7 protein-coding genes are annotated in these 9,028 nt (G+C 60.3%); 3 read left to right on the top strand and 4 right to left on the bottom strand.

Translation table 11 applies throughout. From position 1 onward, the window contains the following. The first annotated feature begins 172 nt into the window (after positions 1-172). Positions 173-1,621 carry a deoxyribodipyrimidine photo-lyase gene (locus JNK74_25120; protein ID MBL7649472.1) on the top strand — a complete coding sequence of 483 codons (1,449 nt, stop codon included), beginning with the start codon at positions 173-175 and terminating at the stop codon, positions 1,619-1,621. 34 nt (positions 1,622-1,655) lie between these two features. On the opposite strand, the gene JNK74_25115 is transcribed toward JNK74_25120, so the two are convergent. Genes JNK74_25115 through JNK74_25100 form a run of 4 tightly spaced genes read right to left on the bottom strand, consistent with a single transcriptional unit; the run spans position 1,656 to position 6,638 of the window. After that, entirely contained in the window at positions 1,656-3,329 is a 1,674-nt protein-coding gene (locus tag JNK74_25115; GenBank protein MBL7649471.1) for a phosphoethanolamine--lipid A transferase, read from the bottom strand. Beyond that, positions 3,326-4,024: a phosphatase PAP2 family protein gene (locus JNK74_25110; GenBank protein MBL7649470.1), complete on the bottom strand. Its 699-nt coding sequence runs from the start codon at positions 4,022-4,024 to the stop codon at positions 3,326-3,328. Before JNK74_25110 ends, JNK74_25115 begins: the two co-directional genes overlap by 4 nt. Before the next feature lie 29 nt (positions 4,025-4,053). Continuing rightward, positions 4,054-5,949, bottom strand: a complete 1,896-nt coding sequence (locus JNK74_25105; GenBank protein ID MBL7649469.1) for a glycosyltransferase family 39 protein — start codon at positions 5,947-5,949, stop codon at positions 4,054-4,056. Beyond that, positions 5,946-6,638, bottom strand: coding sequence for a lipid-A-disaccharide synthase N-terminal domain-containing protein (locus JNK74_25100; GenBank protein MBL7649468.1), 693 nt, complete (start codon positions 6,636-6,638; stop codon positions 5,946-5,948). The genes JNK74_25105 and JNK74_25100 overlap by 4 nt, the downstream gene beginning before the upstream one ends. Positions 6,639-6,914: 276 nt before the next feature. Between JNK74_25100 and JNK74_25095 the strand changes: the two genes are divergently transcribed. Both JNK74_25095 and JNK74_25090 read left to right on the top strand, forming a co-directional pair. Continuing rightward, entirely contained in the window at positions 6,915-7,592 is a 678-nt protein-coding gene (locus tag JNK74_25095; GenBank protein MBL7649467.1) for a response regulator transcription factor, read from the top strand. Further along, a complete protein-coding gene (locus JNK74_25090; GenBank protein ID MBL7649466.1) occupies positions 7,570-8,982 on the top strand; it encodes a HAMP domain-containing protein in 1,413 nt (470 codons plus the stop codon). Before JNK74_25095 ends, JNK74_25090 begins: the two co-directional genes overlap by 23 nt. Positions 8,983-9,028: the final 46 nt, after the last annotated feature.

Below are 9,028 nucleotides of genomic sequence, written 5' to 3'. Positions count from 1 at the left end.
GACTTTACATTCAATCCACCGCGGCCCCTTTCAGGGGCCTTCCTCATACCACCGGTTCTACCGGTGGTTACTGATTGCAGTCAATAGACTGGCGTGTCTATTTTTTATTTGACATAACTTAGACAAAGTATTAAAATCTCGCTGTATCATCGCCTTCTCATCGGAGACCAGCATGCCCCATTCATCCGTCCTTTACTGGATCCGCAACGACCTGCGACTGGCCGATAACCCCGCGTTGACGGCGGCCATCGCCTCGGGGCAACCCGTCATTCCGGTCTTCATCTGGTCCCCCGAGGAGGAGGGGAACTGGCCTCCCGGTGCGGCGACGCGGGCCTGGCTGGAGCGCTCACTGGCGGCGCTCGCGGCAGCCTATGAGACCTGCGGGTCCAGGTTGATCCTGCGGCAGGGTTCCACGTGCGACATACTGCTTTCCCTGTGCGATGAATGCGGTGCCGATACCGTCGTTGCGAGTCGGCGCTATGAACCCTCGGCCCTTCGGCAGGAAGCCGACGTGCGCGACGCCCTCCGCGAGTCGGGGAGATCAATCAAGGTATTCAACGGGAGCCTGTTGAACGCCCCGAACGATGTGGCGACGCAAATGGGCGAGCCCTACAAGGTATTCACGCCCTACTACAATGCCTGCTTGAAGCGCGAACCCCTCGCAGTGCCCTATCCCGCGCCCGAGCGTATCCCCGCGCCCGTAAAGTGGCCCGCAACCGAAACGCTTGAATCGTTGACGCTAACCCCCGAGCACCCCTGGGTGGGCAAGATGCTGCGCCATTGGCAGATCGGCGAGGCGGGGGCCCAGGCGCGTCTTGCGGCCTGGGTGGACGAGCCAGTGACGGGCTATCCCGTGAACCGTGATCTGCCCGGAATCTCGGGTACCTCCACCCTGTCGCCTTATCTCCACTTCGGCGAGATCTCGCCGCGCCAGATAGCCCATGCGGTGCGCCAGTACCCCGTCCACCGCGACGAGTCGGTAAATGCGAACGAGTCCTACATTCGCCAGCTCTACTGGCGGGAATTTGCCCACCACCTGCTCTATCATTTTCCCCACACACCGGAGGAGCCGTTGAAGGAACTCTTTGGCCGATTCCCCTGGGTAAAGAATGACGCGTACCTCAAGCGCTGGCAGCGCGGCCAGACCGGCTATCCCTTTGTGGATGCGGGCATGCGCGAGTTGTGGGAGACGGGCTGGATGCACAACCGCGTCCGCATGGTGGTGGCTTCTTTTCTCATCAAAGACCTGCGCATTCACTGGCGCGAAGGGGCGGACTGGTTCTGGGACACGCTCTTCGACGCCGACCTTCCGAACAACTCGCTGGGCTGGCAATGGGTGGCCGGATGCGGGGCCGATGCCGCGCCTTATTTTCGGGTCTTCAATCCCGTGACCCAGGGAATGAAGTTCGACGGTGCCGGGGAATATGTGCGGAAGTGGGTGCCCGAACTGGCGGCACTACCCGACAAGTACATTCACTGCCCCTGGGAACTCGGGCCGATAGAACTCGCTTCCCATGGCGTGACGCTTGGAAATAACTACCCGCACCCCATGGTAAACCACGATGAAGCACGGAAGACCGCTCTGGCTATCTATGACGAACTCAAGAGTCTCGGCGAATAGAATCAGCGGCCAGGCGTTCTCACTGGAGAATCGTTCAGCCGGCAGCTTCGGCGTCCCGAACCACGGTTAAGAGATCGAGGTCTTTCCTATAAAGCTCCGTACTCACATCCAGCAGTCCCAGCAAAGTGTGGGGCAGGTTCGCATGGGAGAGGGGCGTGTCGATCGTGGCCCCGGCCGCAGGTGCCGCCAGGCCATGGCTCGTTGCAAAGCTGTCTGAAAGCCAGGCCAACATGGGAACGTGGGTCTGGGCCTCCGGCGCCAGGAAGGGTGGCAGGCCGTGGAGATAAATCCCTTCTTCCCCCAGAGACTCGCCGTGATCGGATGCGTAGAGCAGAAATGTATCACAGTCCCCCGCCTGCCCTTTGAGATAATCAATCAATCCTTCCAGCACGAAGTCCGTATACAGGATGGTGTTGTCATAGGCGTTGATTACTTGGTCCTCCTCACACTCCTGCGGAGAGTTACCCTGGCAATCCGGTGTGAACTGGGCGAATGATGGGGGGTAGCGTTTGTGGTAGGTTGGCCCGTGACTGCCCATGGTATGCATCACAATCAGCACGTCGCCCGGTGTATTGTCGAGGCACCCATCGAGATAGGTAACCAGCGCCTCGTCGAAGTACCCGCCGTCGCTGTACAGCGGCGCGGCGGGATCGGGATTCTTACGCAGGTCAATCGTTTTGATTCGATTGGCCACGCCCTTTGAGCTGGAGTTATTTTCGATCCAGACGACGTTTACCCCCGCTTGCTCAAGCACGTCCAACACGTTGCTCTGGGCCCCCGCCTTCTCCGGCGTAAACTGCTTGGGGGCAAGAAAAGAAAACATGGCGGGCACCGAGTAGGCGGTGGAGGTTCCCGCCGAAGTCACGTGGGTGAAATTCACCAGCCTTTCGGATTCCAGAAGCGGATTGGTCCTTCGTCCGTAACCGTTGAGCGAGAGATGGTCCGCGCGGGCCGTTTCGCCCACCACCATGATGCCGATCACCCGCCGCTCCCCTGTCTTGTGCCGCGCAGCATCCTGCCCAAGTTCCTTGAATTCGATCTTTTTCCCCTTGGAAAAGTCCCGGGCGTACTTCTCCAGGGCGAAGATAGGATAGGTGGGGATCGTGTAGACGCGTATCTCGCGGTTCTCGCGGACGAAGAAGCTGGTGAACTTATAGTTGCTCCATACGGTCACGCCGACCACGGCAAGGAGCGCGACCCCGCAGGCCAGTCGCCAGCCCAGCTCACGAAGGGGCCTGTCGTATGCGGGCTGAACCCACATCACCAGCAGGGAGGGGAGGAGTCCGAAGAGGGTCAGATGGAGGGCGAGAGCGGGTGATATCAGTTCGAAGGCTTCCTGCCGATTGTTGTCGCGGATAGTTTCCGCCATGTTGCGGATCATGTCCACATCAAAAACGATGCCGAGTTGCTGGCTGAAATAGCCCAGCGTGGCCGAGAGCCAGATGAAGCCAATCAACAAGGGCTTCAGCGTCCAGGGGTGTCCCGCGATGAAGAAGACAAGACACCACACGGTGATGAGCAACAGATAGATGCTCGCAACCAATGCACCACCCTGCAGCGAGGCCATCTGCAGGCGCTCGTTAAGGGCTTTGAAGAGGGCGCCATTATTGGCGACAACGATAAACACTGCACACAGGACACTGAGGTGTCTGGCGGCGATTCCAGGGCGTGAAGGAATAGGGAAAGCGAGGGCCCGTATCGTTTTCATGCTTCGGCGCCAGCGGGCAGGGTCTGGACTTCTGCGGTGCGTTGCAGGTTCCTGAATAGCCACAGGACGACCAGGGCAGTGCTCCAGCAGACGGCGAGGGCGAAGAGGTCGTGGCTGAAGAAGTGCTTGCCCCGAATCTGCTGCGCCAGGCCGAAGGTGAAACCCAGGACAAGACAGGCGGCCAGCGAAGGAAAGCGCCAGCGGGAGCCGCGCACGGTGAAGAGGAAGTAGAAGCTGATCAGGGCAAAAGCACCGCTCGCGTGACCAGCAGGAAACGCATGACCGATCGGAAGCCCGGGCGCCACGTGATCGAACAGGCGGATATGGGGCATGGCGCCGCCAAATTCCGTCAGGTCGGAGGGGATGTAGATGTGCGTCGTGTTTTTCATGAGGGCCACCGTCAAAATCCCGCTCAGCGAAGCGCAAAGCAGATAGGCCAGATCCGTGCGATACTTTGCGAGCGGCGCGTGGAAACGCGAAGCGATAAGCCCGATCAGCAGTGCGGAGAGGATAACCGTAATCAGGTCGCGTCCACCCTTATGGATGAATCCCGCCACCCACCAGTTCGCCTCATAGGGCCAGGTTGCGCTAGCCGAGTCAAAGAAGGGGTGAATCAGCCATTCGTCCAGACCAGTGTACTGGAGGATTGTTCCTGCGACTGCAAGCACTGCGGGCACGGCAAGGTGTGTTCCCACGGAGAAGTTCGAAGAAGGCACTTCGCATGTCACGGTTGTTTGCTCTCCATCGCTCGCGCGAGTTGTGGTTGCGCGCCTACGGTCGCCGCCCCGGCTTCGTTCGCCAGCAGCAGAACACTTCGGCTGCCCACATTGGTCGCGTCGAGCACGGTCAACGATCGGATGTCGGGCTTCAGGGCGAGGATCCAGCGCCAATCCTCTTCCAGAACCATGATGAACGCGGGGCGCGGACTGGCCATGCCTTCGCAGAGGCGGTCCAGGTGAACGCCGATGGCCTTTTCATAACTTGGAAGATAGTGCTTCTGCTCCTCGTCGGAATCGAGTGCCCCTTCGACGGCCTCTTGAAGTTTCTTAACTTCCTCATCCGTGACTTGCTTCAAGGAGGCAACGGGCACTTCCTTCACGGCCTTTTGAATGGCGCGCTTGAGCTTCGACTGGGTCCGCGCCTGTTCATAATCGGGCAGGTCTTTCATTTCAGCGATATCGAGCAAATCGCAGAGGATAGGTTCGTGGAAATGGCGCGCGTAATAGACGTATTCCTCCTTGGAAAAGCCCAGGGAGTACAGGTTGAATTCGATCTCGCTATCGGCCAGGGAACGCAGCGGCGCACAGAAGCTCCGGGCCGACTTGTAGGGGTCTACCGCCGGAAAGAGGAAGATGGAGCAGAGCAGGGCAACCACGCTGAAATGAACCGCCATGTCCCGCACGAGGCTTCTTCCGTCCGTCCGCACGGCCGTGTAAAGTGCCTGCATACCGCAGGCGCCAGCGGCCACGCTGAGGGAAAGCAGGGACAAATGCCAGCTTTCGGCATACTTGGTGAAGGGCAGGGCCAGAGGAGCCAGGGCGATGATCAGTAGGGCCACGCCCCAGACGGCCGAGGTACGGCGACGCCACAACACCCGGTCGCCCTCGACCAGATCCAGTACGCTGCGTGCGATCAAAATCGCCATGGGCGGATAGAGGGGCAGCAGATAAACACTGCGCTTGCCGATGCAAATGGAGAAGAAGATGAATGCCGGTACGATCCAGCAGAGCAGGAATCGCATCTGCTCGGATTCCTTTCGACGCGTCCAGACCCAGTAGAGCGTCCAGGGCAGGAAGATGGACCACGGCACGAGGTCGAGCGGGAGGTGGGTGCCATAGAACCAGGGCCACTGGGCGTGGCTGATGCCCAGAAAGAAGCGGCCAATGGTCTGCCGGAAGAGGTTGGATGCAATGCCGTCGCTGGCGGCCACACCGCTTTCCACGGTGATGGCCATGCGCGCCGGAATCATCCACGCCGCCGTAATGAGCAGGGCCACGACGGTGCCCGCCACGAGATGCAACCCCTTGCGCTGCTCTTTTCGCCCCCAGAAAAACGCGATGGCCAGAAAGATGGGAAAGACGATTCCGGGCGGTCCTTTCGTAAGCAGGGAGGCGGCCATCGACAGGTACAGGCCGATCAGCCAGCGTTGCTGCCGCGTGTGGTGCCACTGCCAGAAACACAGGATCGCCGCTGTTACAAAGGCTGTGAGCAGCATGTCGATCTGACCGAATCGGGCCTGCCACCAGATGCGCTGGTTGGTGATGAGGATCAGGGCCGACCAGAAGGCGATCCGGGAGTCGAAGAGGCGTCCGGCAAGGAGGTAGGTCAGGATGACGGTGGCGATGCCGCCAAGGGCCAGGGGCAGTCGGGCGGTAAACTCCGTTACATCACCGACAGGCAGGGAGAAAGCCGCGGCCATCCAGAAAAGCAAGGGAGGCTTTTCCGTGTAGGGCTGGCCGTTCATACGGGGCACGAGGTAATCGCCGGACTGGAGCATCTCGCGGGCGACTTGGGCAAAGCGGGGCTCATCCGGGGGCCAGAGGTCGTAGCCGCCCAGGTTAATGACAAACAGCAAAATCGAAAGTCCTACGAGGACGGGCAGGTGGTATCGGGGATTCATGAGTCGGCGATCGTTTCCAGTGCGTTCACGTTAAGCAGGGAGAGATTTCGAAAATAAACAAACAGGACGGCGGATGAGCCGGCTGCAAAGACCCATTCGCCCCGCTGGACGAAACAGGCGGCTTGAAGCACCGTGGCCACCACACTCAGTTGCCAGAAGATTCGCGGCACGGTGCATTCCCCCTTCCGTTCCGTGGCAATCCACTGGATGAGAAAGCGCCCCGCGAAGAGCACCTGGCCCGCGAGCCCCAGGCCGAGCCAGAACCACGCCTGACGGGCAGCATCGGGGGTCGCGGCCCGGTTCATGTGCAGCTCCCCCGCCCAGATGGAAATGAGGAAGGCAACCGAAACGATGACGGTGCACCCGACGAAGCCGTGGAGCAGAAGATTGACGCCCGGGCCCACGGTGAAGCGCCTTCGCCAGAGGTGGAGCAAATTGCGGGCGTAGACGACGATATTGAAGCACTGGCCCAGGGCGCCGAGCGGGGAGCGGGTCGCGATGGCGTAGACCAGCAGCGCCATCGAGCCCGCGGTGCTCAGGTGCCAGAAGACTTCAGGAAGGGTGCTCTGGCCCTCACGCTCCGATACGATCCACTGAATGTAGAAGCGGCTGTAGAAGATGATGGCGCCCGCGATGCCCAGCGCGTGCCACGCGCCCGCAAGTTGCAGGGGAGTATCCTGGACGGTCATGATAGAAACAGCTCCGCGGCGATGGCGGGCAGATGCCGTACTGAGGGCATCGCAGCGCGGGAAAATTCACTGTGACGAAAGCTTGTCAAGAAACTACCTTTTCGTTTGAGGTGTCGATAGCGGACGTGGCGCAGTATAGGGGTGCCCTTATTACCGGTCCCTTGCGGGAACATTACCAATTGGCAAGGTTTCTTCCTGCGGACCTTTGGTAGAATGGCCCATCCAGAGCCAACTGAAGCGTGCAATTCGGGCTGCCGGGCGCGCGCAGGGAAGACTATGCACGTACTCGTGGTCGAAGACGACCGAAAGATTTCCGATTTCATTGTCCAGGGGCTTCGGCAGGAGGGGTGTGTCGTGGATTCTGCCGACAATGGAATCGATGGTTTTCAAATGGCCATGGCCGACGGATACGACGCCGCCGTGGTGGACGTGATGCTGCCCAGAATGAACGGGCTTGATCTCATTCAGGATTTGCGCCGCGAAGGCAATCTGATGCCGGTGCTGATCCTCAGCGCGAGAAATTCCGTGGACGACCGAATCAAGGGGCTGCAGGCCGGCGGCGACGACTATCTGGTCAAGCCATTTTCCTTTGCCGAATTGATCGCCCGCCTGCAGGCCCTTGTGCGCCGGGCCACCGCCACGGCGGAGCCGACTACGTTGACGGTGGCTGATCTTACCCTTGATCTGATTCGCCGCACGGCCACACGTTCCGGACAGCTTATCGACCTCCAGCCGAGGGAATTTGCGTTGCTGGAATACCTCGTCCGAAATCGCGGGAAAATTGTCTCGAAAACCATGATCATGGATCAGGTCTGGGGCTATGATTTCGACCCGAGCACCAACGTGGTCGAGTCCCGCATGAGTCGGTTGCGGGACAAGCTGGACCGTGATTTCGACACGCCGATGATTCGAACGATTCGGGGGGCGGGCTATGTTATCCGGACAGAATCGTAGATTCCTCCATTCGCTGGCGTTGCGGCTCAGCCTGAACTATGCGGCCTGCTGTTGCTTGTCCATGGTTGCCGTGCTCGCCGTGTGCTACCTTTTTCTGGAAGGCTCCCTGCGCAAGCGCATGGATTCCGATCTGGCCGAGGAGGTGGTGGAGTATGCGGCTTTGCTGCAATCGCAAAACCTGCAAGTGCTCGAAGATGTGCTGGAGCGCGAAGCATTTTCGGAAGGGACCGATCAGGTCTTCTTTCGGATACTTGATCGCGCCGGAAATATTCTGATTACGACGGACACCTCCTCGTGGCACGATTTGATGAATGGCGGCACCCATCTTCAGGCGGCGCTCACGGGTAAACCGGTGTTTGTGGATTACTATGACCGGGAACGGGACTTTCATGCCCGACTGCTGTACGGCGTGATCGCGGACAACATGATCCTCGAGCAGGGAGAGTCTCAGGAGGGCAACCGGGCGCTGCTGAGCCAGTTTCGACGGGTATTCATGATTGCCACACTGGCGTTCGTGTGCTGCTCGCTTCTGGCCGGGGCCTACATGGCCCGGAGCTCACTGGCGGGCGTGCAACGCCTGACCCAGGCCGCGGTGAAGATAACAGAAGGCCGGTGGGACCACCGTGTGCCCGTGAGCCGGAATCACGACGAGATAGACGAGCTGGCCAATGCCTTCAACACCATGGTCGACCGCATCCAGGTGCTTTTTCGCGAGCTTCGCGAGGTAACCGATGACATTGCCCACGATCTCCGTACGCCCCTGATGCGAATCCGGGGGGAGGCGGAGATGGCACTGGCGGAGTCGGAAGCGGACGCCATGGGCCATGAGCGCTGCGGCAGTGTGCTGGAAGAGTGCGACCGGATGCTGAGCCTCATCAACACGATGCTTGAGATCTCCCAGACGGAAGCCGGGGCAAAATCCATGGAGCGGACGGAGGTCGATCTTGCCGCAGCGGTTGAGGACGTGTGTGAACTCTTCCGCCCCGCAGCGGAGGACAAGGGGCTGAATCTGCAGTTCACGGCCTCCCCGGCACCATCCGTTCTGGGCGACTCGCAGCGGCTGAAGCGGGCTATGGCGCACCTTATCGACAATGCGATCAAGTACACCGATAGCGGCGGTCAGGTCCGCGTGCAGTGCGAGTCGCAGCAGGGCGAAGTGGTGGTGATGGTGAGCGATACGGGTATCGGAATCCCTGGCGATGCCGCAACGGAGGTGTTCGGCCGATTCTACCGCGTAGATACCAGCCGCTCGGAGCCGGGCAATGGGCTTGGGCTGAGTCTGGCCCAGGCCATCGTGCGGGCCCATGGCGGCCAGATCGGGCTCGAGAGCGAGGTGGGGCGCGGGAGCGTCTTTACCGTTCGGATTCCCGCGGTGCGGTCCCATCGGTAGATCCGCCGCACCGGCGGGTTACATTCAAGTTACACACTTCGACGGG

This window comes from Candidatus Hydrogenedentota bacterium (genome assembly GCA_016791475.1).
Lineage (GTDB): Bacteria > Hydrogenedentota > Hydrogenedentia > Hydrogenedentales > JAEUWI01 > JAEUWI01.
This window is presented reverse-complemented; position numbering and strand designations above follow the sequence as displayed.